Consider the following 26,781-nt stretch of genomic DNA (forward strand, 5'->3'; position numbering starts at 1 on the left):
GCTATTTCACCTCAGGTGGTGTCGAGAATGAGTGGTAGGGGGCCGGACTCGGCAATGTCCACTCCAGTCCCTCGGCGCCATCCCAAGGCTTGCTGGGTGCTGGCTCGCCGCCGCGGATGCACTTGATCACCACCACCAGGAAGATCAGCTGAGACAGGCCGAAGGCGAAGCCGCCGATAGAGACAATCTGGTTGACGTCGGCAAACTGAATCGAGTAGTCCGGAATACGTCGCGGCATGCCCGCCAGCCCTAGGAAGTGCATGGGGAAGAAGAGCACGTTCACAGAGATCACCGAGCACCAGAAATGCAGCTTGCCGAGCTTCTCGCTGTACATATGCCCGGTCCACTTAGGCAGCCAATAGTAGGCCGCCGCTATGATGGAGAAGATAGCCCCCGAGACCAGCACATAGTGGAAGTGGGCCACGACGAAGTAGGTGTCGTGATACTGGAAGTCCACCGGCGTGATGGCCAGCATCAGACCGGAGAAGCCGCCTATGGTGAAGAGTATGATAAAGGCCAGTGCAAACAGCATGGGCGTCTCGAAGGTGAGCGAGCCGCGCCAGAGAGTGGCGACCCAGTTAAATACCTTCACCCCGGTCGGCACGGCGATCAACATGGTGCAGTACATGAAGAAGAGCTCGGCGAACACAGGCATACCTGTGGTAAACATGTGGTGCGCCCAGACCAGGAAGGAGAGGATCGCGATACTGGCGGTGGCATACACCATGGAGGAGTAGCCGAACAGCTTCTTGCGGCTGAAGGCCGGTACTATGGCGGAGATGATGCCGAAGGACGGCAAGATCATGATGTAGACCTCGGGATGGCCGAAGAACCAGAAGATATGCTGGAACATCACAGGGTCACCACCACCGGCGGCGTCGAAGAAGCTGGTGCCGAAGAACTTGTCGGTCAGTACCATGGTCACTGTACCGGCGAGTACCGGCATCACGGCGATCAACAAGAAGGCGGTGATCAGCCAGGTCCAGACGAACAGTGGCAGCTTCATCCAGCTCATGCCCGGAGCGCGCATGTTGACTATGGTCACGATCACGTTGATGGCACCCATGATGGAGCTGATACCCATGATGTGCACCGAGAAGACAAACAGCGCCGTGCTATCCGGGCTATAGGCCGTCGACAGCGGGGCGTAGAAGGTCCAACCAAAGTTAGGCCCGCCGCCCTCCATAAACAGCGAGCTGAGCAGGATCGCAAAGGCGAAGGGCAAGATCCAGAAACTCCAGTTGTTCATCCGCGGCAGGGCCATATCCGGCGCGCCTATCATCATAGGGATTAGCCAGTTGGCGAGGCCGGTAAAGGCTGGCATCACGGCGCCAAACACCATGATGAGGCCGTGAACTGTGGTCATCTGGTTGAAGAAGTTGGGCTCCACCAGTTGCAGACCCGGCTGGAACAGCTCGGCGCGGATCACCATGGCCATGGCGCCGCCGGTTAAGAACATGATGAAACTGAACCAGAGATACAGGGTGCCTATGTCTTTATGGTTGGTGGTAAACAGCCAACGCTTTATGCCCGTCGGGTGCTCCTCGTGGTGGGTCGAATGTTCGCCAATATGAGTGGCATCCATATCTGCTTCACGCGTTATTGCATTCATAATGCCTCCCTATTGACCCTGTTGATTGACGTCTGTTGCCTGAACCATGTCGCCTGTGTTGTTACCCCAGGCGTTGCGCTCATAGGTGATCACCGAGGCGAGTTCCTGTGGCGTTAACTGGCTGGCGAAGGCCTGCATGGCGGTGCCAGGCTTACCGTGAAGCACTATGTCTAGGTGATTCTCAACTGGCCCTGTGGCGATGGCGCTGCCTTTGAGTGCCGGGAAGGCGCCGGGTAATCCCATGCCTGTGGCCTGATGACAGGCGGCGCAGTGGCCGAGATAAACCTGCTCTCCCTTGGCCATCAGCTCATCCATGGTCAGATCGTCTAACACAGGTGCTTGAGATTCCTCGGCGACGGAGTTTGCTGCCGCACTGGATTCGGCCGTCGGGGTAGGTATAGATTGAACCGCTTCGGCAGCTGCATCTGCTCCTGTGTTAGCGCCGCTCGATGCGCCTGAGTTTGCCTGGTTGACATCGGCTGCCTGCACCGTATCGCCCGTGTCGTTACCCCAGGCATTACGCTCGAAGGTGACCACTGCGGCTATTTCTGTAGCGGTGAGCTGCTGGGCGAAGGCCTGCATCGCTGTGCCGGAGCGGCCATGTAGCACCACATCCAGGTGATCGGCGACAGGGCCCTTGATGATTGGGCTGCCTATGAGTGACGGGAAGACGCCAGGTAAACCGGCACCATTTGGCTGGTGGCAGGCGGCGCAGCGCGCCATATAGACCTGTTCGCCCTGAGTCATCAGCTCTTCTTTCGACAGGGTCTTCGACAAGGCTGCCTGCGCCTCGGCGGCGGCAGCGCTGGCCTGTGCCTCCTGCTCGACAATCCAGTTGTCGAAATCGGCTTCGGAAAGTACTTGCACCACGATTGGCATGAAGCCGTGATCCTTGCCGCAAAGTTCGGCGCACTGGCCACGGTAGATGCCTGGCTTGTCGATGCGGGTCCAGGCCTCGTTGATGAAGCCTGGGTTAGCGTCTTTCTTCACCGCGAAGGCCGGTACCCACCAGGAGTGGATCACATCCTCCGAGGTCATCAGGAAGCGGATCTTACGATTGACCGGCAGCACCAGTGGCTTGTCGACCTCCAGCAGATAGTGTTCGCCTTTGGTCTCCTTACCTTCTATCTGTTCTCTGGGGGTCGCCAGTAGGCTGTAGTAGCTGATGTCTTGGTCAAAATAGCTGTAGTGCCATTTCCATTGGGAACCTGTGATCTTGATGGTGAGATCGGCATTGCTGGGATCTTCCATGGCGATGAGGGTCTTGGTGGCCGGGATGGCCATGAGGATCAAGATGACAAAGGGAACGAGCGTCCAAGCGATCTCTACCTTAGTGCTCTCATGAAAGTTTGCCGCGACGGCACCCTTGGAGCGCCTATGGTTGATGATGGCGTAGATCATCACCCCAAAGACGACTAGGCCTATGGCACAGCAGATATAGAGAATCGTCATATGAAGGCTAAACACCTTATTGCTGATCTCTGTGACCCCTGATGTCATGTTCAGGGGCATATCTGCTGCGAGTATGGTGGGCGTAAATAGCAACGCCAGCAAACAACACAACACTTGCTTCACTAGACTTCTCCTCTGTCAATTGCGAAGGCAACTACAAAGAAGAGCCACACAGTATGTCTCGGCTCTATGCAAACTCTTCAGTTCCCAAAAAAGCAACGATGACTTCAAAGTGCGTCGGTGGTGAATCTCTTGTTCTGCTGGTGGTGACCACGCTTGCACTTACGGCTGAATATATCAGACCAATTTCAGCTTCCGTAGGCGAGGTAGTACAGGTTCATTTTCGCCGCTCAAGCCGACAACCAAATTGTGCGATATAACAAATAATCGTTGATATCTCTTACTAACTTAATGGCTGTTTAAATATTGATCAAGATCACTTTTATTTTATTTTTCTAAACAAAACAGACACAAAAACGCCCCTGGCGGGGCGTCTGTATGGAAAGGTAAAGCGCGGAATATCAATGCAGCGAACTGAACAGACTCAAGGTCTGGCCGCCGAGATCCTCTTGGGGAAAAGGGTTGGCAGGTAAGTGACCATTCGCATCTTCGATTACCACCCCCAGGGCGCGGGTATTCTTGGCAACTATCTGTAGGCGACGACTGTCACGGGCATCCAGGGTTTGTGCCCAGCAGATCACCGCACTGGATGTACCACTTGTGAGGGCTTTTTCCATCGCCCACAGGGTTTCGACCTCATCCTTGGTGTGTACCAAGAGGATGCGATCCATACGCACACCGCCGTCGGCCAGCATCTGCTTGTAGCCTATATTAGGTGGGCTGATTAACACCACCCATTGTCCCTGCTGACTGAGTCGAGCCAGTTCCGGGGTGAGGGCCTGCAGCTCCTGCTTGCCCTGGGTCGAACTTGCCGTAGTCGAGATAGTGTTGCCATCGCCGCGCTTTAGTGAGCTGTCGAGATCGACCCACAGTCCTGGATGGCGTGGCGCCATGCCCATTAGGTTGTTCATTGCCAGTCTCCATTTCGAATAACGCCGACGGCCAGGCCTTCGATGCTCAGGCTCTGGGTGGTGAGGTCCACCACGATAGGGGAATACTCTTCATTTTCGGCATGCAGATAGACGGTACTGCCACGTTTCTCGAAGCGTTTAACCGTTACATCATCTTCCACGCGGGCCACGACTATCTGGCCGTTTCTTGCCTGTTCGACCTTATGTACCGCCAGTAGGTCGCCCTCGAGAATACCTATATCTTTCATACTGTCACCCCTGACGCGCAGCAGAAAGTCGGCGCTGGGGCGGAACATGCTAGGGTCAACCTGATAGTGTTGTTCCACATGCTCTTGGGCCAGGATAGGCTCACCTGCGGCCACCTGACCTATGAGGGGCAGGCCGAGATCTTCAGGCTCTTCCTCTTGGGTCAGCTTGATGCCACGTGAGGTGCCGGGCATGATCTCGATGCAGCCTTTCTTGGCCAGGGCCTTGAGGTGTTCCTCGGCGGCGTTGGCGCTCTTAAAGCCTAATCGACGCGCAATCTCGGCACGGGTAGGCGGCATGCCCGTGTCGGCTATATTGCGTTTTATCAGATCTAAAATCTCGGCTTGTCTTGGGGTTAAGGGTCTCATGATTAATCCTGTCTTTCCATACAGTACCTGTCAGTATATACAGTATTTTATACAGTGCAAGTATTAACCAGATTTTCTCCCAATCCCATCAAGCGATTAGCGCCTAAAGTGTGATTGATTAGCCGAGATGCGTCTGTTCAAGTGAGAGCAGTAGATGATGGTAATCGTCGATGGCGGGGAAGTCGGCAAACTGCTTGTGAGGCTTCTGGCTGTCGGGATTCTTGATCCCCAGCTGGTAGCCAACGCCGGCCTGCTTGGCCGCCTGCAGTATGGGCTCGCTGTCGTCGATAAACAGGCAACGGCTGGGATCCAGGGAAAACTGACTAAACAGGTGACGCCAAAATTGTGGGTGTTCCTTGGGATAGCCGGTTGCGTGACTCGAGAGCATCTCATCGAGTCCGTTAGCCAGCTCTGTATGCTCGAGTTTCAGTGCCAGACTGTGTGGGTGGGCGTTGGTGACCAAGATGCGCCGCTTGCTGTGTCTGGCCAGTGCGGTGAGAAAGGGCATGCTGTCCTGACGCAGCTGGATCCGGTCGACCAGAGTGTGGTGCAAAGCCAGAATGTCCAGACCCAGCTCCTGTTGCCAATATTCCAGGCAATACCACTCCAGGGTGCCGAAGACCTTAGCATAGGCTGTCTCCACTAGTTGCTGAGCCTCGACCTTAGGGATCTGCCTTTGTTCACACAAGGCTTGAGGTACCAGACTGAGCCAGAAATGGTTGTCGAAATGCAGATCCAGCAGGGTGCCGTCCATATCCAGCAGTACGGTATCTATCTTATTCCAGGGAAACATAAATCGAGTAAAAAAATTCCTTGGTTTGAGTTGTGGATTAGGCCCATCATAGTAAGATTGAGTGGTTAAGCAAACGCCATTTTTATCAGGAAGTTTCATGCCGGACAAAAAGCCGCAGATCCTACATGCCGAAGTTGTTGCCCAGAGCCGTCTGTTTCAGATAGAGCAGGTGCATTTAAAATTTTCGAACCAGGTTGAGCGTCAGTATGAGCGCATGAAGGGCAACGCCCGCGGCGCCGTGATGGTTGTGCCTGTGCATGGCGAGGAGTTACTGCTGGGGCGCGAATATGCGGCGGGCACCCACAGCTATGAGCTGGGCTTTCCCAAGGGCCTGGTGGATCCCGGCGAGACTCATGCCGAGGCGGCCAACCGTGAACTCCAGGAAGAGATAGGTTTTGGCGCCCGTAAGCTGACCCATCTGATGGAGTTGAGCCTGGCGCCTGGCTACTTTGCCAGTAAGATGCAGATCTTCGTCGCCGAAGATCTGTATGAGAGTCGATTAGAGGGTGACGAACCTGAACCCATAGAGGTGGTACGCTGGCCATTGAGCCAGTGGTCTGAGCTGTTATTAGAAGATGATTTTTCCGAATCTCGAAGCGTTAGCGCCTTGTTTTTGGCACAGAAACATCTAAAACTAAAGTAGTTAATTCAAATTTTCATATTAGGCATTGCCAGATGTAGGCTGTTGGAGTTGTGATGAAGCCAGAAGAGTATGTTGAGCAGGCGATTTCGATTGCCATCGAGGCGGGAGAGGCCATTAAAGGGATCTACCTCGAGGGCAGTTTTGACAAAGAGGTGAAATCCGACAATACCCCGGTAACCTCAGCCGATATCGCGGCCCATAAGATCATCTCTTCCCAGCTAAGCAGCCTTACCCCTGAGATCCCCGTCCTCTCAGAAGAAGCGGCCGACATTCCCTTTTCCCAGCGCGCCGACTGGCAGCGTTACTGGTTGGTTGACCCTCTCGATGGCACGGGTGAGTTTATCGCCGGTAGCGGCGACTTCTCGGTGATCATCGCCCTGGTCGAGCACAACCGCCCCATCATGGGAATCGTCTATGTGCCCATGACGGGTGTGGTCTACTATGCCGTGGCAGGCCTGGGGGCCTATAAGCGTAGCAGCAAGGGCGAGGTGCGTATCGCCAGCAAACAGCTGACCAAAGACGATGAGCCCTGCCTTCGTCTGGCGGTGAGCCGTCGCCAGGATCCTCAATCTGTGTTGAAGCTCTTCAATCATCCTAAGCACTGTGAGCTCGTTGTGCTGGGCGGTGCGGCGTTAAAGAGCTGCCTGGTGGCAGAGGGCCGCGCCGACTGCTATGTGCGCATCGGCCCAACCGGCGAGTGGGATACAGGCGCGGCGCAGATCATCATCGAAGAGGCTGGCGGCCAGGTGATGGACCTCGAGCTGCAGCCGCTGAGCTACAACGAGCGCGAATCACTGGAGAACCCCAATTTCATCGTCGTGGGCTCGACTCACCTGCCATGGGATGAGCTGTTAACCGGTGAATAACCCAAGCATTATCAGTGTCGAGGCGGCTTGTAAGACTCAGCTGCCAGCGATCTATCGTCTCGAGCAGGGGCTCTTTGGCGACCATGCCTACCCGGATTTTTTCTTTCGTCAGAGCTTCGATTGCTGGCCGAGCGGGCTGCTTGTTGCCTGCGACGACACTGATCGCCTACTCGGCTACATCTTGCTGGCAAGGAGTGAACAGGCCGACTGCGCCTGGATCCTCTCTGTGGCCGTCGACGATGCCGCTCAGGGTCGGGGCATAGGCAGGCGCCTGATCACCGATGCCCTAAGTGCGCTGCCAGATAGCGTGACCCTGGTAAAACTCACGGTAGCGCCGGAGAATCCCGCTAGACACCTCTATGCCAAGCTGGGCTTTGTCGACCAGGGGCTGGAAACCGATTATTTCGGCCCGGGCGAAGACAGGATCCTCATGATACTCCAGCGATAAAATCCTACTTATTACTACCCGGTGAAAAATAATCTTATTGTGAACATTGTTTTTTATTTTGCTTGCTGGTAACTTGAGCACAAATTGACAGCGCGATGGAGCCGAGATGGCAAGACGCAAAGAACATACTCATGATGAGATCCGGGCGATGGCGACCACCGCGGTGCTGCGCCACCTGGAGGTCGAGCCGCTCGATAGTCTTAGCCTGCGCAAGGTAGCGGCGGCCATAGGTTATGTGCCCAGCACCCTGGTGAATCTCTTCGGTAGCTATCAGGGCTTATTGCTGGCGGTTGCCGAACTGACCCTGGACGAGCTGTATCGGCGCCTGGCCGCTAGCGCTCAAGCTGACCCGATTCAAAGCCAAGCGTCTGAGTCGAGTCAGCTTGAGGCGATGGCCGCGGCCTATCAGCAATTTGCCTTCGCGCAGCCAAGGGCGTTTCAGCTGATCTTCGAGCTTAAGGCGACGGAGGAGCAGGGGCTGAGCGAGCACCATGCCCAGCTAATCGCGCAGCTGTTTGGCCTGATTGAGGCTTGCCTGGCGCGTCTGCTGCCCGAGCTTTCAACTGAGCAACTGCTACTGGCGAGCCGCGCCCTGTGGGGCGGCGTCCATGGTCTGGTGAGTCTGTCGCTGGACGATAAGCTCTTTGCCCCCGGGATCAGTATTGAGCAGGCCATTAGTCATCATCTCGCGGTACAACTTAAAGGATTGGGTTATCACAAGGAGGCGTTATGTTGTTAACCAAGCGGTTTTTTCCCTATTTTGCGACCCAGTGTCTGGGCGCGCTCAACGATAATATCTACAAGAATGTGCTGCTCCTGATGGTGACCTACAGCCAGATAGAGAGCCTGCCCATCAGCGTCAACCTGTTTGTTAACCTCGCCGCCGGCGTGTTTATTCTGCCTTTCTTCCTGTTTTCTGCCCACGCGGGTGTGGTGGCCGATAACATGGACAAGGCCAAGTTGATCAGGCGCTTAAAGCAGCTCGAGCTGGTGATCATGTCCTGCGCCGCCATGGCGATCTTGACCCAGAGCTACATGATGATGTTGTTGCTGCTCTTCTTAACCGGTAGCCAGTCGGCCTATTTCGGGCCGGTAAAATACTCGCTTTTGCCTCAGGCATTGGCAGAAGATGAGCTGGTGACGGGCAATGCCTGGGTGGAGATGGGCACCTTCCTCTCTATCCTCACAGGTACCCTGAGCGCCGGTCTCTTGGTGGCCAGCGACAAGGGGGCGATCATTACGGCGGCGACCGTATTCGTGTTGGCGCTGGCGGGTTATCTGAGCAGCCGCGCGATTCCTGCCATGCCGCCGCAGGGAAATGTCACTAAGATACGTTTCGCACCTTTGTCTGGCACCTGGCGAAGCATCGCCAAGGTGAGGAAGACGCCGAGTATCTGGATGGCCATCTTGGCGATCAGCTGGTTCTGGTTCCTCGGGGCGACCTATTTGACCCAGTTCCCCAACTTTGCTAAGTTGCATCTGCACGCCGATGCAACCGTGGTTTCACTCCTGTTGGCGCTCTTCTCTATCGGTATTGCGGCGGGCTCCTTCCTGTGTGAGCGCTTCTCCTTCGGCCATGTGGAGCTCGGGCTGCTGCCCTTCGGCGTGGCTGGGCTAACTCTGTTTGGTGTGGATCTGCTGTGGTCGCTGCCCGAGTTGCCCGCACAAGTCGAGACCATCTATAGCTTTAGCAGTTTCATCGCCGAGTCACAGCACTATCGGGTGATGTTTGCCCTGTTTATGGTGGGGGTGAGCGGCGGCCTGTTTATCGTGCCCCTGTACGCCTTTATTCAGTCGCGCGCCGACAGGGGCGAGTGTGCTCAGGCGATCGCCGCGAACAATATCATGAATGCCCTGTTCATGGTGGTCTCGGCGGTCATGTCTATCTTGCTGCTAGAGGTGTTTGGCTGGCAGATCACAGAGCTCTTCCTGTTGCTGGCGCTGCTCAATGCCGTCGTCGCCCTTTATGTCTATAGCCAGGTGCCCGAGTTTACCCAGAGATTTGTCAGTTACCTGCTGAGCCATATCCTGTATCGCGTGACAGTTACCGGCCGTGACAAGCTGCCCAGCGAAGGTGCCGGCATCATAGTGTGCAACCATGTGAGCTATGTGGATGCCTTGATCATCATGGGCGCCTCGACCCGCCCGATCCGTTTCGTGATGGATAAATCTATCAGCGAGATGCCGCTGCTCAAGTATCTGTTTCGTCATGCGGGAGTGATCCCCATCTGTTCGCCGCGTCAGAGTGAGGCCACCTATAATCAGGCGTTCGAGTCTATCCATCAGGCGCTGGCCGATGGCGAGCTGGTGTGTATCTTTCCCGAGGGGCGTCTGACCCCTAACGGTGAGCTGGGCGAGTTCCGTCCCGGTATCGACAAGATCCTCGCCCGCGATCCTGTACCTGTGATCCCTATGGCCCTCAACGGCCTCTGGGGTTCCTATTTCAGCCACAAGGATGGCCATGCCCTAAGTACCAGGCCAAAGCGCTTCTGGTCTAAGATATCCGTGGATCTGGATGATGTGGTGTCGGGCACAGAGGCTAACCGCCATCTGCTGCGCGAGCGGGTCGAGGCCATGTTGCCCGCATCCTAGCCGCTTGCGGCCCTAGATTAGATAGCGAAAAGCCAGGCTGATGCCTGGCTTTTGTGTGCTAGCGAGTGGCGTATTCATCCAGCCACTGATGCATGGCCTGATGGTCGCCTTGGAAGATCACCCTGTCGGCCTTCTTGCCAATCTGATATTGATACATGGGGTCGTAATATTTGCTCAACAGCAGGGCGATCCATTCGAGGTGCGCCTGGGTATCGCCGCGCTGGGTCTGTACGGCTAACGCGTCTCTGATCATCTGCTGCAGCTCATCATGCTGCTTGCCACCCAAGCGTTTCTGGATGCCACTGATGCTGTTGGCCAGGTACTCGGCAAATGCTTCAAAGCCAGCTTCTTCGCCCAGACGCTCAACATAACCTCTATGCATCTTGTGGACATACTCGTCGAGAAGACGCGTCAGCCTTGCCTCCAGCGGTTCCTCCAGGATGACCACGCTGGCTGATTGCATTCCCATGTAGAAGGCTTTGGGCAGCGCCGAGCGTCCGATAAGGTAACTCTCATCTTCTAACAGCAGGATTTTCGCAGGGCTTTGTTGGTGTCTGAGCAGGGCAACGCCCAGACTGTTTTCGAAGTTGATCTGCGTCGGCTGCCCTTCATGATAGCGGCCGAAGCTGGATCCCCTGTGATGGGCCAGTCCTTCGAGATCCACTGCCTCCTGGCGCTGCAACAGAAAGTCTGTTTTGCCACTGCCTGTGATGCCGCTGAGGATCAGCATAGGTTTCACCGCTGGCGCCCTGTCTATGGTGTCGATAAGGTACTGGCGCATCGCCTTGTAGCCGCCCTGGATATAGGGGACGTCTCTGCCAGCCTCGGCAAGCCATTGCTGAGTCAGCTGAGAGCGTAGGCCACCGCGAAAGCAATAGAGGTAGGCGTCTGGATGGGCGTCGAGATAGGCGAGCCAGGCATCGACCCGCTGCCGTTTGACCTCGCCGCACACCAGTGAGTGGCCCAGGGCTATGGCGGCATCTTGGCCATGTTCCTTATAGCAGGTGCCCACTTGTTGCCGCTCATCGTCGCGCATCAGGGGATGGTTGCTGCTGGCGGGAAAGGCGCCCTTGGTGAACTCTATCGGCGCGCGCACATCCATGATGGGATGGCCACTGGCAAGGATACGGCCATATTCGCTAGCCGGAATGACGTTAGCCAATTGATGATTCCCCATTAGATCAGTTCCACCAGTGGCAGTCCTTTGGCTTGCGGTACCAAGTGGCCGATGCATTGGGTCGGCAGCCCCTCTTTTTCCAGTAGTGCCAGCAGTTCGGCCTCATGGCTGTTAGATACGGCGATAAGCAAACCACCGCTGGTTTGTGGGTCGCACAGCAGGGCCTTCTGCTCGTCGTTCACCTCTGGCAGATGTTCGCCGTAGCTGTCGTAGTTTCTATGGGTGCCGCCGGGGATACAGCCGAGCCTGAGGTAATCCATCGCCTTTGGCAGCATGGGCAGGGCATCTAGGTCTATCTTGGCCGCCAGCGTGGCGCCCTGGCACATCTCGATCAGGTGGCCAGCTAGGCCAAAGCCGGTGACATCCGTCATGGCGGTAACCCCGGAGATCTTGGCGATTGCCGCGCCAATCTTGTTGAGCTGGCACATGGCACGCGGCGCGATATCGATATCCTCGTCCGCCAGCTTCTTCTGTTTCTGCGCCGTGGTTAGTATGCCGATACCCAGCGGCTTGGTCAGGAACAGCCTGTCGCCCGCCTTGGCGGTGTCGTTCTGCTTGAGTTCGTCTAAAGGGATCTGTCCGGTCACGGCGAGGCCGAAGATAGGCTCGGGCGCATCGATACTGTGGCCACCTGCCAACATGATGCCGGCATCCTTACAGGCCTGGCGTCCGCCATCGACCACCTGCTGGGCAATCTCGGCGGGTAAGACGTTGACCGGCCAGCCCAAAATAGCGATGGCCATCATGGGAGTGCCGCCCATGGCATAGATATCGCTGATGGCATTGGTGGCGGCGATGCGGCCGAAGGTAAAGGGATCATCCACGATCGGCATGAAAAAGTCTGTGGTGCTGATGATGCCTGTCTCATCGTTGAGTCGGTAAACGGCGGCATCGTCACGGGTCTGATTGCCTACCAGGATGTTGGGATCGTCAAAGCTGGGTAGCTGAGAGGCGAGTATAGTGCCCAGTACCTTAGGTGAAATCTTGCAACCACAGCCAGCGCCATGGCTGTATTCGGTGAGTTTAATCTTTTCTGCTGACATAACCGCAAACTATCTCTGGATGAAGTGGAGAGCCGCTCATGATAGACCCATAGGTGCGCCACTTCAATCGCCGGACGTGTTATACCAATCGTAATAAATAACTGATCATGCTAGCTTGTTAAAACGCTCGATAACGGCATTAGTATTTTTAATTGTAGAATAACTACTTATCTAAAAATCCTGCTTTGTTCTCAAGCGTTTTTCCTGCGCTATCTCTGCTCACTTACTTACTGTGATTGGTATTAGATGTGAAGGGTGGGAGGCCGCTATCATTCCTGATTATTTCAGGGTGTAAAAAAGCCACCCCGTGGGATGGCTCTTTCGAGATTGGATTAGGCAAAGCCAGTGGTGAGGGACTTCCACTGTTTCTGGCGTGCCAGGAGCTCTTGTTTCAGGTGTTCTACCTGCAGCATCAGCTGATGTGTGGTCAGCTGTTTGCGCTTGGCTTCCAGCAGCTCCTTATGGGCCTGGTAGTAATCGGCAATATGGGTCTTGAGTAGCTCATATTCCGCATGGATCTTCTCGAGGATCTCTTCGTGGTTGGCCAGCTGTGTGACCTTATGCTGGGCCTTCTTCAGTTGCATCTGTAGCTTGGCGCTCTCGATCCGTTCCTGAGGGGTTACCCTGAGGTTGTTGGCCAGCCCTGTCCAGGCCATGGCGTTGATCAGCCATTTGGTGGGATCATAGTGCCACCAGAGGATGCCGTTGCGATAGTCGTTCTCGAAGATGTGGTGGAAGTTATGATAGCCCTCGCCATAGGTAAACAGCGCCAGTACACCGTTGTCACGCGCCGTGTTCTTGTCTGTGTAGGGCTGGCTGCCCCAGATGTGGGCCAGTGAGTTGATGAAGAAGGTGCAGTGGTGAACGACCACCAGACGCAGCAGCCCTGCCATCAGCAACATGGCCCAGATATCGCCATTGAGCCAGCCTAGTAGCGCCGGCAGGCCTATGTTCATGATGATGAGGAGCGGCAGATAATATTTGTGCTGCCACATCACAATTTTCTCATTCTGCAGATCACGGACGTTCTTATAATCGTGATAACGCTGTGCCTGATACTCCCTCAGCATCCAGCCGATATGGCTGTACCAGAAACCCATGTTAGCCGAATAGGGATCTTTGTCGTTGTCATCCACATGTTTGTGATGGATGCGGTGATCCGACGACCAGTGCAGGGCACTGTTCTGTAGGGCCAGGGCGCCGCCCAAGGCAAACAGAAAACGTACCGACCAGTGTGCCTTGTAGGTGCGATGTGACCAGAGTCTATGGTATCCGGCGGTTATCGACAGGCCGCTGGCGAAGGCTAGGCCGACAAAGGCTACCCATTCCGCCATGCCGTAGCCATAGGTGATGCCATACCAAGGCACCAGAATGACAGCGCCTAAGAAGGTGATGGCAAAGAGTAGGATGTTGGTCCAGATGAGGGGAGGCTTTTTCATTATTATGTCCAGGTTATCTTGGTTGAGCGTACAGCTGTAAGCTAATTCTACTGACTTCACGGTGCAGGTCAAGGTGGGCTGCGTTTTTGCGCCAAAGAAGGTATTATTGTCGGATTGAGTTTTATCTAGTGGATTCATCATGATGGGTATCAGAGCACAGCAAAAAGAAAAAACGCGTCGCGCCTTGGTCGATGCCGCATTTAATCAATTAAGTGCCGAACGCAGTTTTTCTAGCCTGAGTCTGCGGGAAGTGGCTCGCGAGGCCAACATAGCGCCAACCTCCTTCTATCGTCACTTTAAGGATATGAACGAGCTGGGGCTTACCATGGTGGATGAGGGCGGCCTGACCCTGAGACAGATGATGCGCAAGGGACGTCAGCGCGCCGAGGCCGGCGGCAGCGTGATTCGTATCTCAGTCGATACCTTTATGGAAGTCTTGGAGTCTAACCCCAACGTCTTTCGCATCTTGTTGCACGAGCGTTCGGGTACCTCGGCGCCGTTTCGTGCGGCGGTGGCGAGAGAGATAGAACACTTCATTTCTGAGTTAGCGCACTACACCGAGGCGACCACCAAGCGCACCCCCGAACTGGCAAGAGCCCAGGCGGAGGCCCTAGTGACTTTAGTGTTCAATGCTGGCGCCGCGGCGCTGGACATGAAAAGAGTCGATCGCAAGATATTGGCCGATCGTCTGGTGATCCAGCTGCGCATGGTGGCTAAGGGCGCTGAGTCCCTGCAGCAGAAGATGGAACATCGTTAAGCCGGGAATGGATAGCCGGTAATAAATCGGATAAGCGAGCAACAAAAAAGGGCCATCGGGCCCTTTTTTAATGTTTCATTTATAGCTAGCCGATTAACGACGCTCCAGCAGCACACCAGATTCCATATGATCTGTATAGGGGAACTGGTCGAACAGTGCGAAGCGGGTGATCTTATGGGTCTTGTCCAACACCTTGAGGTTGTCCAGCAGGGTATTGGGATTACAAGAGATATAGAGAATACGCTCGTAGCCCTGCACCATAGATAGTGTGTTGTCATCTAAGCCTGCTCTTGGCGGGTCGACGAAGATAGTGTTGCAGTCATAGCTGTCCAGATCCACCCCTTCTAAGCGTCTGAAGCTACGCTTCTTGGCCAGCGCATCGGTAAAGTCTTCCGCCGACATACGGATAATCTGCAGATTTTCTATCTGGTTGGCCTCTATGTTGTACTGGGCCGAGTCCACCGATGGCTTGGCCAGCTCGGTAGCGAGCACACGGTTGAAGTTTTGTGCCAGGGCGATAGAGAAATTACCGTTGCCGCAGTAGAGCTCCAACAGATCGCCATTACTATCACGGGTGATGTCGATGGCCCACTCCAGCATCTTGATTGCCACCTCGCCGTTAGGCTGAGTAAAGCTATTTTCGACCTGCTTGTAGGTAAGCTGTTTGCCGCTGACGGGGAGGGATTCGATGACGAAGTCGCGATCCATCACCAGCTTCTGCTTACGAGCGCGGCCTATGATGTCCACCTTAAACTTGCTCGACAGTGCCTGTTTCAGCGCCTGAGCTTCCTCTTGCCACTGGGCATCGAGCTGCTTGTGATACAGGAGTGACACTAAGATCTCTCCGCTGAGGGTAGAGAGAAAATCCACCTGGAACAGCTTGTGTCTCAGGACTGGGTTAGGACGCAGCGCCGCCATCAGCTCGGGCATCATGTCGTTGATCAACTGACTCGCCGGTAAGAACTGCTCGCAGCGAACCTTCTGGTTCTGCGCCTTATCGAACATGTAATAGTAGAGATCCTCACCCTCATGCCAGACGCGAAACTCGGCGCGCATGCGGTAGTGGGCCTTCTGTGAGGCAAACACTTCCAGTTCGGGTGTCTCGAAGTCGGCAAATAGCTGGGCTAGTTTCTGACGTTTCACATCAAGTTGTGCGTCATATTGCTGGGGATCCATTGCGTCTACATTCATTTCTTAACACCGTTACTGTATCTGGGGGCGCAAATAGTATACTACTTGTCGTTGATGTCTAGGGGGTGGCTAACATTGTAGCGGACTTTCCCGGCGGATTAAGCCGCCATAAAAGCCAATTGTGAGGCCTATGGCTTTAGCTTTTATCGCGAATGTGAAAAAATCGCCCCTTTAGTGTGTCAGCGTTTCTATGAAGGGAGAGCCAATTTGTCAGCAAATATACTCGTGTTCGATTCTGGGGTTGGTGGCCTGTCGATATTGGCGGCGGTGCGAGAGCAAGTTCCCAGCGCGAACTACTGTTATCTGTTTGACAATGCCAGGCTACCCTATGGCGAACTCGACGAGCAGGAGCTGATCCAAGGTTGCGTTAGCTTAATTAGCCAGGCGGTTATCCAGTGTCAGGCGGATATCGTGGTCGTGGCCTGTAACAGTGCCAGCACACTTATCCTGCCAGCGTTAAGAGCCTGCCTGAAGGTGCCCGTGGTGGGCGTCGTTCCGGCTATTAAGCCCGCGGCGGTGTTATCGAAGAAGAAACACCTTGGGCTATTGGCAACGCCCGGTACTGTCAATCGCCAATACACCCAAGGTCTTATCGAGCAATTTGCCAGTGATTGCCGCGTTGACAGATTTGGCTCCTCCGAGCTGGTCTATCTGGCCGAGGATAAGATGGCGCAGCGGCCTGTGGATAGCGAGGCACTGAATCATATCCTCGCACCAATCAAAGCATCCGGGTTAGACACCTTGGTTCTCGGCTGTACTCACTTTCCGATTCTAAGAGAGGAGTTGCAAAGCTACTTGGGTGAGGACGTGCATCTATTAGATTCATCTAACGCCATCGCCGCCAGGGTGGTGAGCCTGCTCGAGCCGAGCACGAGTGGGGAGATAGGTAAGAGCCAGGCGCTCTATACGACAGATAGTATTTCCGAGGGATTAAGGAAGACCTTAGCTGCCTGGGGATTCAGATCGGCTACCGCCTTTCACGATAGCCTGATGCCAACAGGCAGCTAGGTTATGACGCTGCTAAATATAAGCTGACTTTCTAATATCAATTAAGCCGGGTTAAATTTAGCTGGCCTGTACTGCTTCGTTTTTCTCTGCGTCTTGAGATTTAGCTTCACGAACCTTGAGAGTGCGCTCCTGGAACTCGAATTCGTTTAGCTTGGTCATCGCCTTCTTGGCACCCGCCTCTGACATCTCGATAAAGCCGAAACCCTTACGACGTCCTGTCTTGCGATCGCGAACCAATCTGACCGAGCTAACAGGACCATACTTGCCGAATAACTCTTTCACTTCACCTTCATGCACACGGTAAGGCAGGTTGCCTACATAGAGTGTCATTGTGGGTCCTGTATAAGTGTCGCCTCCGGTAGCGTTAGCGGGAGATGACTGAAGTGTAAAAATAACACTCGCAATAATAGCACCAGTAAAAAATGCGACCGCTGAATAAAGCTCTGGTGTGAACTGAGATATTGCCAATGCGCCCAGGATGGCGACAATCAAAACAATAAGAAATGGCTTTTGCATATAATAGGTTCTCTGAGGAATTGATAATTAACTGTTAACAGCTCGTATATGGTAATGAATTATTAGCAATTACACTAGCATATTGATGAAAAAACGAACTTTAGCGGCCTTTGATATTGCGAGATCCCGATCCATTCTGTGTGATTTCCCCTCATTTTGTTTCTTAATTCAACGAAGCGATTAAAAGATCGACTTGCGATCGTCGATCCTTTAAAAAGCCCTTGCGCCTAAATCATAACTGCCTATAATGCGCATCCACTGACACGGCAAAGCAGACAACGCAGCGTCGAAACACTTGGTAGCTAAGGCAATAAGGTGGTCAGTCACTGAAAAGTGAAGCCTCAAAAAGTTTGCAAAAACTGCTTGACGCGAACAAGGGATTGCGTAGAATACGCAGCCCTAGCCACTCGGGAATCACCGGGATGCGCTAACGCTCTTTAACAATTTATCAAGTAATCTGTGTGGACACTCACAGGTATTGAGTTAATCGAAAACGATTTAAATCTCAATGCAACAATGAGTGTTCATAGCAATATGTACAAACATGTAGATGATTCTTCCGAGTCATTTATGTGAATCAGAATTCATTGAGTCGCTTCCTTTTGAATAAAGAGTGAAGCAAAAAAACTTTTAATTGAAGAGTTTGATCATGGCTCAGATTGAACGCTGGCGGCAGGCCTAACACATGCAAGTCGAGCGGTAACAGGGAGTAGCTTGCTACTTTGCTGACGAGCGGCGGACGGGTGAGTAATGCCTAGGGAACTGCCCAGTCGAGGGGGATAACAGTTGGAAACGACTGCTAATACCGCATACGCCCTACGGGGGAAAAGAGGGGCTCTTCGGACCTTCTGCGATTGGATGTACCTAGGTGGGATTAGCTAGTAGGTGAGGTAATGGCTCACCTAGGCGACGATCCCTAGCTGTTCTGAGAGGATGATCAGCCACACTGGGACTGAGACACGGCCCAGACTCCTACGGGAGGCAGCAGTGGGGAATATTGCACAATGGGCGCAAGCCTGATGCAGCCATGCCGCGTGTGTGAAGAAGGCCTTCGGGTTGTAAAGCACTTTCAGCGAGGAGGAAAGGTTAACGGTTAATACCCGTTAGCTGTGACGTTACTCGCAGAAGAAGCACCGGCTAACTTCGTGCCAGCAGCCGCGGTAATACGAGGGGTGCAAGCGTTAATCGGAATTACTGGGCGTAAAGCGTACGCAGGCGGTTGATTAAGCGAGATGTGAAAGCCCCGGGCTTAACCTGGGAACTGCATTTCGAACTGGTCAACTAGAGTCTTGTAGAGGGGGGTAGAATTTCAGGTGTAGCGGTGAAATGCGTAGAGATCTGAAGGAATACCGGTGGCGAAGGCGGCCCCCTGGACAAAGACTGACGCTCAGGTACGAAAGCGTGGGGAGCAAACAGGATTAGATACCCTGGTAGTCCACGCCGTAAACGATGTCTACTCGGAATTTGGTGTCTTGAACACTGGGTTCTCAAGCTAACGCATTAAGTAGACCGCCTGGGGAGTACGGCCGCAAGGTTAAAACTCAAATGAATTGACGGGGGCCCGCACAAGCGGTGGAGCATGTGGTTTAATTCGATGCAACGCGAAGAACCTTACCTACTCTTGACATCCAGAGAACTTTCCAGAGATGGATTGGTGCCTTCGGGAACTCTGAGACAGGTGCTGCATGGCTGTCGTCAGCTCGTGTTGTGAAATGTTGGGTTAAGTCCCGCAACGAGCGCAACCCTTATCCTTACTTGCCAGCGGGTAATGCCGGGAACTTTAGGGAGACTGCCGGTGATAAACCGGAGGAAGGTGGGGACGACGTCAAGTCATCATGGCCCTTACGAGTAGGGCTACACACGTGCTACAATGGTCGGTACAGAGGGTTGCGAAGCCGCGAGGTGGAGCTAATCTCACAAAGCCGGTCGTAGTCCGGATTGGAGTCTGCAACTCGACTCCATGAAGTCGGAATCGCTAGTAATCGTGGATCAGAATGCCACGGTGAATACGTTCCCGGGCCTTGTACACACCGCCCGTCACACCATGGGAGTGGGCTGCACCAGAAGTAGATAGCTTAACCTTCGGGAGGGCGTTTACCACGGTGTGGTTCATGACTGGGGTGAAGTCGTAACAAGGTAGCCCTAGGGGAACCTGGGGCTGGATCACCTCCTTACCTATACGATTGACTGATATTTGTTGAGTGTTCACACAGATTACTTGATAGAAAGATAGAGCAAAGTATCGAAAGATATTTTTGAGGGTTTTGATTCTTAATCAAAAGCCAAAAAGAAATGGGTCTGTAGCTCAGCTGGTTAGAGCGCACCCCTGATAAGGGTGAGGTCGGTGGTTCAAGTCCACTCTGACCCACCAATTCTTTTCTACTCTTCGTTAGTTTAATACTCGTTTAGCAGGCTAAACGTCGCATTAAACTGCCTTGATTAGAATGCGAATTGGCAATGGTATACTTTGTTCGCTGCATGTAATGGGGCTATAGCTCAGCTGGGAGAGCGCCTGCCTTGCACGCAGGAGGTCTGCGGTTCGATCCCGCATAGCTCCACCATTTGCTCTTGAAGAGAGCATGCAGTTATGGTTAGAGATGCCAAAGATAAATGCAGAATTTATCTTTGGCTTTTTTAAGCCCGCTCTTTAAAAATTTGGAAAGCTGATAGTGTTAATGTGAAAGGGATGGCGATTTATCGCTGTTTGTAGCATTAGCGCGAAAAATAATTGAGTTCTCAAAACACACTTTAATCAAGTGACTTGAGTATTCTTTTGGCGAAAGTAGAAACCGTTAGTTGCGATGCGACTCAGATGAAACTCATTTGGGTTGTATGGTTAAGTGACTAAGCGTATACGGTGGATGCCTTGGCAGTCAGAGGCGATGAAGGACGTAGTAACTTGCGAAAAGCGTTGGCGAGCTAGTAACAAGCATTTGAGCTAACGATGTCCGAATGGGGAAACCCGGCACCATAAGGTGTCATCATTAAGTGAATACATAGCTTAATGAGGCGAACGAGGGGAACTGAAACATCTAAGTACCCTTAGGAAAAGAAATCAACCGAGATTCCCCTAGTAGCGGCGAGCGAACGGGGATTAGCCCTTAAGCCTAGAGGGTGTTAGTGGAATGTGTTGGAAAGCACAGCGATACAGGGTGATAGCCCCGTACATGAAAACTAACTTTAGGTGAAAACGAGTAGGACGGGACACGTGATATCTTGTTCGAATATGGGGGGACCATCCTCCAAGGCTAAATACTCCTGACTGACCGATAGTGAACCAGTACCGTGAGGGAAAGGCGAAAAGAACCCCTGTGAGGGGAGTGAAATAGAACCTGAAACCGTATACGTACAAGCAGTGGGAGCGGTTCTTGAGACCGTGACTGCGTACCTTTTGTATAATGGGTCAGCGACTTACATTTTGTAGCGAGGTTAAGCGAATAGCGGAGCCGTAGGGAAACCGAGTGTTAACTGCGCGTTTAGTTGCAAGGTGTAGACCCGAAACCCGGTGATCTAGCCATGGGCAGGTTGAAGGTTGAGTAACATCAACTGGAGGACCGAACACACGTATGTTGAAAAATGCGGTGATGACTTGTGGCTGGGGGTGAAAGGCCAATCAAACCGGGAGATATCTGGTTCTCCTCGAAAGCTATTTAGGTAGCGCCTCGAGCGAATACCATTGGGGGTAGAGCACTGTTAAGGCTAGGGGGTCATCCCGACTTACCAACCCTTTGCAAACTCCGAATACCAATGAGTACTACTCGGGAGACACACGGCGGGTGCTAACGTCCGTCGTGAAAAGGGAAACAACCCAGACCATCAGCTAAGGTCCCAAAGTTATTGCTAAGTGGGAAACGATGTGGGAAGGCTTAGACAGCTAGGATGTTGGCTTAGAAGCAGCCATCATTTAAAGAAAGCGTAATAGCTCACTAGTCGAGTCGGCCTGCGCGGAAGATATAACGGGGCTAAGCAATACACCGAAGCTATGGGTACTAGCGCTTGCGCTAGTGCGGTAGAGGAGCGTTCTGTAAGCCGTTGAAGGTGAAGGGGTAACCCACGCTGGAGGTATCAGAAGTGCGAATGCTGACATGAGTAACGATAAAGGGGGTGAAAAACCTCCTCGCCGAAAGACCAAGGGTTCCTGTCCAACGTTAATCGGGGCAGGGTGAGTCGACCCCTAAGGCGAGGCCGAAAGGCGTAGTCGATGGGAAACGGGTTAATATTCCCGTACTTCTGCTAACTGCGATGGAGAGACGGAGAAGGCTAGGCTAGCGCGGCGTTGGTTGTCCGCGTTTAAGGCTGTAGGTAGGGTACTTAGGCAAATCCGGGTACCTAATACTGAGAGTTGATGACGAGTCACTACGGTGATGAAGTAGTTGATGCCATGCTTCCAGGAAAATCTTCTAAGCTTCAGGTTAGTAGGAATCGTACCCCAAACCGACACAGGTGGTCGGGTAGAGAATACCAAGGCGCTTGAGAGAACTCGGCTGAAGGAACTAGGCAAAATGGTACCGTAACTTCGGGAGAAGGTACGCTCCTGTTGGTGATGAGACTTGCTCTCTAAGCTGACGGGAGTCGCAGATACCAGGTGGCTGCAACTGTTTATCAAAAACACAGCACTGTGCAAACTCGCAAGAGGAAGTATACGGTGTGACGCCTGCCCGGTGCCGGAAGGTTAATTGATTGGGTTATCTTCGGAGAAGCTCATGATCGAAGCCCCGGTAAACGGCGGCCGTAACTATAACGGTCCTAAGGTAGCGAAATTCCTTGTCGGGTAAGTTCCGACCTGCACGAATGGCGTAATGATGGCCACGCTGTCTCCAGCCGAGACTCAGTGAAGTTGAAATTGCGGTGAAGATGCCGTATACCCGCGGCTAGACGGAAAGACCCCGTGAACCTTTACTATAGCTTGGCACTGAACATTGACCCTACATGTGTAGGATAGGTGGGAGACTTTGAAGCGGGAACGCCAGTTCTCGTGGAGTCATCCTTGAAATACCACCCTTGTAGTGTTGATGTTCTAACTCTGGCCCCTGAATCGGGGTTGAGGACAGTGCCTGGTGGGTAGTTTGACTGGGGCGGTCTCCTCCCAAAGAGTAACGGAGGAGCACGAAGGTTGGCTAAGTACGGTCGGACATCGTACGGTTAGTGCAATGGCATAAGCCAGCTTAACTGCGAGACATACACGTCGAGCAGGTGCGAAAGCAGGTCATAGTGATCCGGTGGTTCTGAATGGAAGGGCCATCGCTCAACGGATAAAAGGTACTCCGGGGATAACAGGCTGATACCGCCCAAGAGTTCATATCGACGGCGGTGTTTGGCACCTCGATGTCGGCTCATCACATCCTGGGGCTGAAGTCGGTCCCAAGGGTATGGCTGTTCGCCATTTAAAGTGGTACGCGAGCTGGGTTCAGAACGTCGTGAGACAGTTCGGTCCCTATCTGCCGTGGGCGTTGGATGATTGAAGGGAGCTGCTCCTAGTACGAGAGGACCGGAGTGGACGAACCGCTGGTGTTCGGGTTGTCATGCCAATGGCATTGCCCGGTAGCTACGTTCGGAATCGATAACCGCTGAAAGCATCTAAGCGGGAAGCGAGCCCTAAGATGAGTCATCCCTAGACCTTTAAGGTCTCTAAAGAGCCGTCCGAGACTAGGACGTTGATAGGCAGGGTGTGTAAGCGTTGTGAGGCGTTGAGCTAACCTGTACTAATGACTCGTGAGGCTTAACCATACAACCCAAAAGGGTTTTACTTGAAACGTTCCAGACGTTTAAAGTACTTCCTCCTTCCATGGAGGTCGTAATAATGGTTTTACGTAATCAAAAGAATACAAAGTACTTGATTAAAGTGCGAACTTAAATTGACTCTTAAATAAAGAGTACAGCTTTCCGAATTTCCAATTTTGTCTGGAAACCATAGCATTGTGGTCCCACCTGATCCCATCCCGAACTCAGAAGTGAAACGCAATCGCGCCGATGGTAGTGTGGGGTCTCCCCATGTGAGAGTAGGTCATTTCCAGGCGCCTAATTAAGTGAAGAAGCCACCTGAATAAGGTGGCTTTTTTGCGTTTGGGGTTTATGAATTTATTGGGTACCCTTTCGAACCACCTTAATTAAAGTCAGGTGGCTTATTCACTGATGTAGGCATGAATGCCTACTCCCGACGTCGCCCCACCGCTAAGCGGGGTCTCCGGCTACGAAGCTTAGCTTCTCCGCGTTCAAGTGGGGCTAAATACTGCGTATTTAAAGCGCCTCACTTTCACCCCCATGTGAGATTGAACATCTATCAACGAGAGCGAAGAAAATGCTTTAAGTAGGTCGATATTCTTCGTGGCTCTGTTAGCAACTGTATGTATACCCTTATTAACAGGTGTCGATTGCGCAACGCTATGCTCTCTTCCATTTTCAGTGTCCATTCACAAATGAATCATGAGCTCCATCAAGATTAATCTTTGTTGGGATTTAGGTTGCCGGGTTCAGATACGTTACAATGACTTTTTTGGCTGACAGACATAAATCACGCTTCCTCTATGGACTCCAAGAACACTGACTCTTTAACGCAATTTAATACCCTGGGCCTTAGGGCTGACTGCTTTCGACTGGTTAGGGCGAAGCAGGAGACTGAGCTGGTTGCCGTCTGTTTGCAGGCATTTAAGCAGCAGGAGCCGCTATTGCTGATAGGTGGGGGCAGCAATATTGTACTCACCGAGACTTTTCAGGGGACGGCCGTATTAGTGGAGACTAAGGGCATAGAGGTGAGTCAGGATGACCAATACTATTACCTCAGGGTCGAGGCTGGCGAGGTGTGGCATGATCTTATCGAGTTCTGTCTCGAATATAATATGCCTGGTCTCGAGAATCTTGCGCTTATTCCCGGTTCTGTCGGCGCCGCGCCCATTCAAAATATCGGTGCCTATGGCGCCGAGCTGGCGCAGTTCTGCGATTGGGTCGAATATCTCGACCTCGCTAGCGGTGAGATAACACGGCTGAATGGTGGCGATTGTGAGTTTGCCTACCGAGAATCTATCTTCAAGAATGCCCTAAAGTATCGCGCCGTGATCTTGCGGGTGGGCTTTAGGCTACCCAAAGTATGGCAACCTAATCTGAGCTATGGCCCATTGCTGGCATTGAGCGAGCGTAGCCAAGGGGTGACGCCAAGAGAGGTGTTCGACTGCATCTGCGAGACGCGCATGGCTAAACTGCCCGATCCTGCCGTATTAGGTAACGTCGGCAGCTTCTTTAAAAACCCTGTGGTTAGCCAATACACATTCGACGCGCTTAAGCAGCAATATGCGGACATAGTCGGCTATGCGCTGGAAGATTCAAAGGTAAAGTTGGCGGCTGGCTGGTTGATCGACAGGGCGGGGCTCAAGGGGCGGTCTGTAGGCAATGCATCGGTTCATCTTAAACAGGCTTTAGTCATTGTTAACAGAGGGGGCTGCAGCGGTCAGGACGTGTGTGACTTGGCGAAGTTGGTGATAGATAGGATATTCGAACAATTTGGCGTAAGGTTAGAGGTCGAACCTAGGATCATTGGTGCAACCGGACAGAAGGAATTAGCAGATGCATGATCAGTGGGCCCGTCGCCGGGATATTATTCGTTTGTTGAGTCAGGGCCAGTTTGTGTCGGGCGAGGCGCTGGCCAGCGAGCTCGGCATCTCTCGGGCGGCAGTCAGCAAGCAGGTAGCCAACTTAGAAGAATTTGGTGTCGACATCTATAGCGTTAAAGGTAAGGGCTATAAGTTAGCCACACCTATCTCGCTTATCGATGAGGCTAAGCTTAAGGCCGCTATTAAGAATCGCTGCTTCTATTTTAATGAGATCAACAGCACCAACGGATTCCTACTCGAGCATGTGAAGGATCTTAGCAGCGGCGATATCTGTGTGGCCGAGTATCAGTCTGCCGGGCGTGGCCGTCGTGGGCGTCAATGGGTATCTCCCTATGGCTGCCACCTCTATACCTCCTTCTACTGGCAGTTCTCCCAGGGGATGGCTCAGGCCATGGGGCTGAGCCTGGTGGTTGGCTGCTCATTGGTGACAGTACTGCGTTCATTGGGGGTCGATGGCATAGGGGTTAAGTGGCCCAACGATATCTATCTCAATCATAAGAAGCTCGCGGGCATACTGATCGAGATGAGTGGTCAGGCTGATAGCGTGTGTGATCTGGTGATAGGTATCGGCATCAACCTCTCTATGTCGCCGGCGCAGGCGGATAAGATAGATCAGCCCTGGAGCGATCTGTCTGAGTTGGCGCAATTGCCAGATAAAACGGAACTGATGATTGCACTGCAGCAGCAATTAGTGACAGATCTCGAGCTGTTTCAACGCCAAGGGCTGAAGGCTTTCCAGTCAAGATGGCGCGAGGCAGATCTGTTCGACGGTGAGCCTATCAAGCTGTTGATGGGCGAGAATAGCGTCGAGGGGATCTGCTGTGGAATCGACGAGCAGGGGGCAATATTGCTTAAGACGGAGGAGGGCACCAAGGCCTTCGTCGGCGGCGAGATCTCCATGCGTCCCGCATAACAAAACGGCCATCAATCGATGGCCGTTTGTCTAACTGTAGGTGCTTGGCTATCTAGTGTTAGCCTATTTACGCATCAGCACCTGGTGCATCATATGATCTGTGCCCTTGCGCAGGATAAGGTGCGCCCTGTCCCGTGTGGGCAGAATATTCAGATTTAGATTCGGGCCGTTGATGCTGTCCCAGATATTGGCGGCTATTTTGGTGGCCTCATCGTCAGTCAGCTCTGAATAGTGATGGAAGTATGAGTTCGGGTCGCTAAAGGCGCCGGTGCGAAACTTCAGGAAGCGGGAGATATACCACTCCTTAAGCAGCGGCTCTTCGGCGTCCACATAGATAGAGAAGTCGACAAAATCGGAGACAAAGGGCTGCTGTATGGCTACGTGGGTATCCTGGCCCGTCTGCAGCACGTTGAGCCCTTCGATGATCAGGATATCGGGTTGCTCTATGGCCTGTTGAGTATCAGACACCCTGTCATAACTGATATGTGAGTAGATAGGCGCATGTACCAGACTCTCGCCTGCCTTGATCTTGGAGATGAACTCGACCAGCAGCTTCATATCATAGCTTTCAGGAAATCCTTTACGCTGTAGTAGTCCACGGCGTTTGAGCTCAGACAGGGGGTAGAGGAAGCCATCTGTGGTGACCAGATCCACCTTGGGGTGCTCGGGCCACTGACGCAACAGCGCCTGGAGGATACGCGCCGTAGTGCTTTTGCCTACCGCGACACTGCCGGCGATGCTGATAATATAGGGTCGTTTGGGGGGGACACGACCGAGAAACTGATTCAGTACCAGTCCTCTCTGCTGCTTGGCGCCGACGATTAGATTCAGCAGGCGACTCAGGGGCAGATAGATGTCGGTGACTTCATCGAGGGAGATAGATTCGTTGATACCGCGCAGATCGTCGAGATCGGATTCGCTGAGTGTTAGAGGCACAGATTTTCGCAGCTCGGCCCACTGCTGGCGGGCAAATGCGAGGTAGAGTGCATTGTGAATTTGATTGTTGGCGTGCATGAATGAAATCTCCCCTTAGGCAAGGCACAGTACACCATAGACCCCGGTGGAACAACATCAAAAACACG

Annotated in this window: 20 protein-coding genes, 2 tRNA genes and 3 rRNA genes; 14 read left to right on the plus strand and 11 right to left on the minus strand. The window is 53.2% G+C overall.

What is annotated here, in order from left to right; all coding sequences use genetic code 11:
• Position 1 precedes the first annotated feature (1 nt).
• The 5 genes from ctaD to yrfG all read right to left on the minus strand — a co-directional run bounded on the left by ctaD (position 2) and on the right by yrfG (position 5,502).
• Complete coding sequence (gene ctaD / locus K0H81_RS00615; protein WP_220059575.1) at positions 2-1,612, minus strand: cytochrome c oxidase subunit I; 1,611 nt, start codon at positions 1,610-1,612, stop codon at positions 2-4.
• Between the two features lie 9 nt (positions 1,613-1,621).
• On the minus strand, positions 1,622-3,187 hold the full coding sequence (coxB, locus tag K0H81_RS00620; protein ID WP_220059576.1) for a cytochrome c oxidase subunit II: 1,566 nt from the start codon (positions 3,185-3,187) through the stop codon (positions 1,622-1,624).
• A 398-nt stretch (positions 3,188-3,585) separates the two neighbouring features.
• Positions 3,586-4,095, minus strand: coding sequence for a cell division inhibitor SulA (locus K0H81_RS00625; protein WP_144202452.1), 510 nt, complete (start codon positions 4,093-4,095; stop codon positions 3,586-3,588).
• Complete coding sequence (gene lexA / locus K0H81_RS00630; RefSeq protein WP_011863936.1) at positions 4,092-4,709, minus strand: transcriptional repressor LexA; 618 nt, start codon at positions 4,707-4,709, stop codon at positions 4,092-4,094. Before lexA ends, K0H81_RS00625 begins: the two co-directional genes overlap by 4 nt.
• Before the next feature lie 118 nt (positions 4,710-4,827).
• The gene (yrfG, locus tag K0H81_RS00635) at positions 4,828-5,502 is read right to left on the minus strand and encodes a GMP/IMP nucleotidase (protein ID WP_220059577.1); all 675 of its coding nucleotides are present in this window, start codon (positions 5,500-5,502) and stop codon (positions 4,828-4,830) included.
• A 97-nt stretch (positions 5,503-5,599) separates the two neighbouring features.
• Here yrfG and nudE point away from each other — a divergent pair, with 97 nt between their 5' ends.
• The 5 genes from nudE (at position 5,600) to K0H81_RS00660 (ending at position 10,051) form a co-directional block, all read left to right on the plus strand.
• Positions 5,600-6,145 carry an ADP compounds hydrolase NudE gene (gene nudE, locus K0H81_RS00640; RefSeq protein WP_160795780.1) on the plus strand — a complete coding sequence of 182 codons (546 nt, stop codon included), beginning with the start codon at positions 5,600-5,602 and terminating at the stop codon, positions 6,143-6,145.
• Positions 6,146-6,198: 53 nt separating this feature from the next.
• A complete protein-coding gene (gene cysQ, locus K0H81_RS00645; RefSeq protein WP_220059578.1) occupies positions 6,199-7,011 on the plus strand; it encodes a 3'(2'),5'-bisphosphate nucleotidase CysQ in 813 nt (270 codons plus the stop codon).
• Positions 7,004-7,459 carry a GNAT family N-acetyltransferase gene (locus K0H81_RS00650; RefSeq protein WP_220059579.1) on the plus strand — a complete coding sequence of 152 codons (456 nt, stop codon included), beginning with the start codon at positions 7,004-7,006 and terminating at the stop codon, positions 7,457-7,459. Before cysQ ends, K0H81_RS00650 begins: the two co-directional genes overlap by 8 nt.
• 106 nt (positions 7,460-7,565) lie before the next feature.
• A complete protein-coding gene (locus K0H81_RS00655; protein ID WP_220059580.1) occupies positions 7,566-8,198 on the plus strand; it encodes a TetR/AcrR family transcriptional regulator in 633 nt (210 codons plus the stop codon).
• Positions 8,189-10,051: an MFS transporter gene (locus tag K0H81_RS00660; RefSeq protein ID WP_220059581.1), complete on the plus strand. Its 1,863-nt coding sequence runs from the start codon at positions 8,189-8,191 to the stop codon at positions 10,049-10,051. The genes K0H81_RS00655 and K0H81_RS00660 overlap by 10 nt, the downstream gene beginning before the upstream one ends.
• A 58-nt stretch (positions 10,052-10,109) precedes the next feature.
• On the opposite strand, the gene mnmH is transcribed toward K0H81_RS00660, so the two are convergent.
• From mnmH to K0H81_RS00675, 3 genes are all read right to left on the minus strand, one after another.
• A complete protein-coding gene (mnmH, locus tag K0H81_RS00665) occupies positions 10,110-11,228 on the minus strand; it encodes a tRNA 2-selenouridine(34) synthase MnmH (protein WP_434086873.1) in 1,119 nt (372 codons plus the stop codon).
• Positions 11,228-12,271 (minus strand): selenide, water dikinase SelD, encoded by a 1,044-nt coding sequence (selD, locus tag K0H81_RS00670; RefSeq protein ID WP_220059582.1) that lies wholly within the window; start codon positions 12,269-12,271, stop codon positions 11,228-11,230. Before selD ends, mnmH begins: the two co-directional genes overlap by 1 nt.
• Positions 12,272-12,603: 332 nt before the next feature.
• The gene (locus K0H81_RS00675) at positions 12,604-13,710 is read right to left on the minus strand and encodes an acyl-CoA desaturase (RefSeq protein ID WP_220059583.1); all 1,107 of its coding nucleotides are present in this window, start codon (positions 13,708-13,710) and stop codon (positions 12,604-12,606) included.
• Between the two features lie 142 nt (positions 13,711-13,852).
• Between K0H81_RS00675 and fabR the strand changes: the two genes are divergently transcribed.
• Positions 13,853-14,467, plus strand: a complete 615-nt coding sequence (fabR, locus tag K0H81_RS00680) for an HTH-type transcriptional repressor FabR (protein WP_041406854.1) — start codon at positions 13,853-13,855, stop codon at positions 14,465-14,467.
• A gap of 93 nt (positions 14,468-14,560) precedes the next feature.
• Here the strand turns inward: fabR and trmA are convergent, their stop codons facing one another.
• Positions 14,561-15,658 (minus strand): tRNA (uridine(54)-C5)-methyltransferase TrmA, encoded by a 1,098-nt coding sequence (gene trmA / locus K0H81_RS00685; protein WP_220059584.1) that lies wholly within the window; start codon positions 15,656-15,658, stop codon positions 14,561-14,563.
• A 207-nt stretch (positions 15,659-15,865) separates the two neighbouring features.
• Between trmA and murI the strand changes: the two genes are divergently transcribed.
• The gene (gene murI / locus K0H81_RS00690) at positions 15,866-16,666 is read left to right on the plus strand and encodes a glutamate racemase (protein WP_220059585.1); all 801 of its coding nucleotides are present in this window, start codon (positions 15,866-15,868) and stop codon (positions 16,664-16,666) included.
• A 57-nt stretch (positions 16,667-16,723) separates the two neighbouring features.
• Here the strand turns inward: murI and K0H81_RS00695 are convergent, their stop codons facing one another.
• Positions 16,724-17,182 carry an RNA recognition motif domain-containing protein gene (locus K0H81_RS00695; protein WP_144202473.1) on the minus strand — a complete coding sequence of 153 codons (459 nt, stop codon included), beginning with the start codon at positions 17,180-17,182 and terminating at the stop codon, positions 16,724-16,726.
• A gap of 631 nt (positions 17,183-17,813) precedes the next feature.
• Here K0H81_RS00695 and K0H81_RS00700 point away from each other — a divergent pair.
• From K0H81_RS00700 to birA, 7 genes are all read left to right on the plus strand, one after another.
• Positions 17,814-19,356, plus strand: a 16S ribosomal RNA gene (locus K0H81_RS00700).
• Positions 19,357-19,476: 120 nt separating this feature from the next.
• Positions 19,477-19,553 (plus strand) — tRNA-Ile (locus tag K0H81_RS00705).
• 114 nt (positions 19,554-19,667) lie between these two features.
• Positions 19,668-19,743 (plus strand) — tRNA-Ala (locus K0H81_RS00710).
• Positions 19,744-20,016: 273 nt separating this feature from the next.
• Positions 20,017-22,909, plus strand: a 23S ribosomal RNA gene (locus tag K0H81_RS00715).
• A 173-nt stretch (positions 22,910-23,082) separates the two neighbouring features.
• Positions 23,083-23,198 (plus strand): 5S ribosomal RNA (gene rrf / locus K0H81_RS00720).
• Together the 16S, 23S and 5S rRNA genes with 2 tRNA genes alongside form the textbook arrangement of a ribosomal RNA operon.
• A 508-nt stretch (positions 23,199-23,706) precedes the next feature.
• Positions 23,707-24,747: a UDP-N-acetylmuramate dehydrogenase gene (gene murB, locus K0H81_RS00725; protein ID WP_220059586.1), complete on the plus strand. Its 1,041-nt coding sequence runs from the start codon at positions 23,707-23,709 to the stop codon at positions 24,745-24,747.
• Positions 24,740-25,699, plus strand: a complete 960-nt coding sequence (gene birA / locus K0H81_RS00730; protein WP_220059587.1) for a bifunctional biotin--[acetyl-CoA-carboxylase] ligase/biotin operon repressor BirA — start codon at positions 24,740-24,742, stop codon at positions 25,697-25,699. The genes murB and birA overlap by 8 nt, the downstream gene beginning before the upstream one ends.
• Positions 25,700-25,762: 63 nt before the next feature.
• Here birA and coaA read toward each other — a convergent pair whose 3' ends face one another.
• Positions 25,763-26,713, minus strand: a complete 951-nt coding sequence (gene coaA, locus K0H81_RS00735; protein WP_144204521.1) for a type I pantothenate kinase — start codon at positions 26,711-26,713, stop codon at positions 25,763-25,765.
• Positions 26,714-26,781: the final 68 nt, after the last annotated feature.

Origin of the sequence: Shewanella halotolerans, assembly GCF_019457535.1 — a bacterium.
Classification (GTDB): Bacteria; Pseudomonadota; Gammaproteobacteria; order Enterobacterales; family Shewanellaceae; genus Shewanella; species Shewanella halotolerans.

Excerpts from the sequence above, each read along its gene's own strand:
- ctaD (WP_220059575.1), bottom strand. The coding sequence starts at position 1,612 with ATGAATGCAATAACGCGTGAAGCAGATATGGATGCCACTCATATTGGC.
- K0H81_RS00625 (WP_144202452.1), bottom strand. The coding sequence starts at position 4,095 with ATGAACAACCTAATGGGCATGGCGCCACGCCATCCAGGACTGTGGGTC.
- lexA (WP_011863936.1), bottom strand. The coding sequence starts at position 4,709 with ATGAGACCCTTAACCCCAAGACAAGCCGAGATTTTAGATCTGATAAAA.
- yrfG (WP_220059577.1), bottom strand. The coding sequence starts at position 5,502 with ATGTTTCCCTGGAATAAGATAGATACCGTACTGCTGGATATGGACGGC.
- nudE (WP_160795780.1), top strand. The coding sequence starts at position 5,600 with ATGCCGGACAAAAAGCCGCAGATCCTACATGCCGAAGTTGTTGCCCAG.
- cysQ (WP_220059578.1), top strand. The coding sequence starts at position 6,199 with ATGAAGCCAGAAGAGTATGTTGAGCAGGCGATTTCGATTGCCATCGAG.
- K0H81_RS00655 (WP_220059580.1), top strand. The coding sequence starts at position 7,566 with ATGGCAAGACGCAAAGAACATACTCATGATGAGATCCGGGCGATGGCG.
- K0H81_RS00660 (WP_220059581.1), top strand. The coding sequence starts at position 8,189 with ATGTTGTTAACCAAGCGGTTTTTTCCCTATTTTGCGACCCAGTGTCTG.
- mnmH (WP_434086873.1), bottom strand. The coding sequence starts at position 11,228 with ATGGGGAATCATCAATTGGCTAACGTCATTCCGGCTAGCGAATATGGC.
- selD (WP_220059582.1), bottom strand. The coding sequence starts at position 12,271 with ATGTCAGCAGAAAAGATTAAACTCACCGAATACAGCCATGGCGCTGGC.
- K0H81_RS00675 (WP_220059583.1), bottom strand. The coding sequence starts at position 13,710 with ATGAAAAAGCCTCCCCTCATCTGGACCAACATCCTACTCTTTGCCATC.
- fabR (WP_041406854.1), top strand. The coding sequence starts at position 13,853 with ATGGGTATCAGAGCACAGCAAAAAGAAAAAACGCGTCGCGCCTTGGTC.
- trmA (WP_220059584.1), bottom strand. The coding sequence starts at position 15,658 with ATGAATGTAGACGCAATGGATCCCCAGCAATATGACGCACAACTTGAT.
- K0H81_RS00695 (WP_144202473.1), bottom strand. The coding sequence starts at position 17,182 with ATGCAAAAGCCATTTCTTATTGTTTTGATTGTCGCCATCCTGGGCGCA.
- murB (WP_220059586.1), top strand. The coding sequence starts at position 23,707 with ATGGACTCCAAGAACACTGACTCTTTAACGCAATTTAATACCCTGGGC.
- birA (WP_220059587.1), top strand. The coding sequence starts at position 24,740 with ATGCATGATCAGTGGGCCCGTCGCCGGGATATTATTCGTTTGTTGAGT.
- coaA (WP_144204521.1), bottom strand. The coding sequence starts at position 26,713 with ATGCACGCCAACAATCAAATTCACAATGCACTCTACCTCGCATTTGCC.